The organism is Teichococcus aestuarii, assembly GCF_042651065.1.
GTDB lineage: Bacteria > Pseudomonadota > Alphaproteobacteria > Acetobacterales > Acetobacteraceae > Pseudoroseomonas > Pseudoroseomonas aestuarii.
Genome location: NZ_JBHSCH010000147.1, coordinates 1 through 1,509 on the forward strand (window position 1 = coordinate 1; position 1,509 = coordinate 1,509).

Sequence of the window (1,509 nt, forward strand, 5' to 3'; positions counted from 1 at the left end):
GAAAAGTATCGTATCTATTTTATTTTTTTCATTTTCGTTTAGATAAAGTGACTGTCTCTTTAAATATTTAAGATATAATAAGGATTTCAAAAATTTAAAACTTAAAATAATAACCAAAACTATCCAAATAACTGTGCAGATATTATCAATTGAATCCCAATTAAACTTATGGATATCTGTTGTGAACTCTTGAACAGGTTTGGTGGTATTTATGTTATGGTTCAAGTCGTGTGACCTACTTTCAACTGTGGGCGATTGATTATTCACATTATTAAATTTTATAAAAGAGAATTTAATTGGGATAAAAGGAATTAATCCAGCAAGCACAGTTAGATACCAAACTTTATAATTTAAACTATAATTAAAATAGCGTTTTAATATATACCTAAAAAATACTAACAATAGAAATATAAAACAAAAGCTTACTACGCTCATTATTAGTAATTTAGCCATTTTGACACCTTCTTTCAATTATTTATAATAAACAATTGACACCAATATTACAATTGTAATATTATTAATTTGTAAAAATTACAACTGTAATATTGGAGGGTTTATTTTGAAAAAGTTAATATTTTTAATTGCAATTGCTTTAGTTTTAAGTGCATGTAATTCAAACAGTTCACATGCCAAAGAGTTAAATGATTTAGAAAAAAAATATAATGCTCATATTGGTGTTTATGCTTTAGATACTAAAAGTGGTAAGGAAGTAAAATTTAATTCAGATAAGAGATTTGCCTATGCTTCGACTTCAAAAGCGATAAATAGTGCTATTTTGTTAGAACAAGTACCTTATAATAAGTTAAATAAAAAAATACATATTAACAAAGATGATATAGTTGCTTATTCTCCTATTTTAGAAAAATATGTAGGAAAAGATATCACTTTAAAAGAACTTATTGAGGCTTCAATGGCATATAGTGATAATACAGCAAACAATAAAATTATAAAAGAAATTGGTGGAATCAAAAAAGTTAAACAACGTCTAAAAGAACTAGGAGATAAAGTAACAAATCCAGTTAGATATGAGATAGAATTAAATTACTATTCACCAAAGAGCAAAAAAGATACTTCAACACCTGCTGCTTTCGGTAAGACTTTAAATAAACTTATCGCAAATGGAAAATTAAGCAAAGAAAACAAAAAATTCTTACTTGATTTAATGTTAAATAATAAAAGCGGAGATACTTTAATTAAAGACGGTGTTTCAAAAGACTGTAAGGTTGCTGATAAAAGTGGTCAAGCAATAACATATGCTTCTAGAAATGATGTTGCTTTTGTTTATCCTAAGGGCCAATCTGAACCTATTGTTTTAGTCATTTTTACGAATAAAGACAATAAAAGTGATAAGCCAAATGATAAGTTGATAAGTGAAACCGCCAAGAGTGTAATGAAGGAATTTTAATATTCTAAATGGTTCTGTTGCAAAGTTGAATTTATAATATAATTTTAACAAAAAGGAGTCTTCTGTATGAACTATTTCAGATATAAACAATTTAACAAGGATGT

At 26.2% G+C, this 1,509-nt stretch carries 2 protein-coding genes; one reads left to right on the forward strand and one right to left on the reverse strand.

Going from position 1 to position 1,509, the window contains the following annotated elements; all coding sequences use genetic code 11:
• Positions 1-453: M56 family metallopeptidase (locus tag ACFOY6_RS24020; protein WP_379652444.1), on the reverse strand; the 453-nt coding region annotated here is incomplete at its 3' end.
• Between the two features lie 106 nt (positions 454-559).
• Between ACFOY6_RS24020 and blaZ the strand changes: the two genes are divergently transcribed.
• Positions 560-1,405, forward strand: coding sequence for a penicillin-hydrolyzing class A beta-lactamase BlaZ (blaZ, locus tag ACFOY6_RS24025; RefSeq protein ID WP_000733274.1), 846 nt, complete (start codon positions 560-562; stop codon positions 1,403-1,405).
• Positions 1,406-1,509 lie beyond the last annotated feature (104 nt).